This is a genomic window from Lactobacillus sp. C449L (assembly GCF_059900815.1).
Genome location: NZ_JBWXGA010000182.1, coordinates 1 through 467 on the forward strand (window position 1 = coordinate 1; position 467 = coordinate 467).

Here is a 467-nt window from a genome sequence, read left to right on the forward strand (position 1 = left end):
TCCATCATCAGAGTATAGCCGCCAAAATGCAAAAACACTCGAAGATCGTTTTAAAAACAAACATATTTTGACTTTATATATTGGAGAATACCAGGTGCTTACTTCAATAAAAGTTGTTGAATGTAAAGTGACTGAAGAAGGAAGAACTTCAATGTTGGCTTTTCTAAATAGTGACAACGAAATCCTTCAAGATTTTAACGAAATTTATGGTGAAAATAAAAAGCCTTCTGACTTCTTGAAATCAAGAACTCTTCATTCAGACATCGGAGACGGAACTTCAGAATTTGTTGTAATAGAAGGAGCTAGTCCTGTACAAGGTTTAAGTAAAGGGAAACGTCTTGGTGTAGGTCATGCTTCTGATCTTGCTATTAGTCTCTTACGTGAACAAATAAATATAAGCGATAAATTCACTCGTCAACAATTGCAAGAGTGGTTGGGTAGAGAAAACGAAAAAGGTCAGCTGGCAA

At 35.5% G+C, this 467-nt stretch carries 1 protein-coding gene; it reads left to right on the forward strand.

Annotated elements, in window-relative coordinates; all coding sequences use genetic code 11:
• Positions 1 to 467 (forward strand): hypothetical protein (locus tag AC2JF9_RS08930; protein ID WP_500727057.1); only part of this gene is annotated, 467 nt, incomplete at both ends.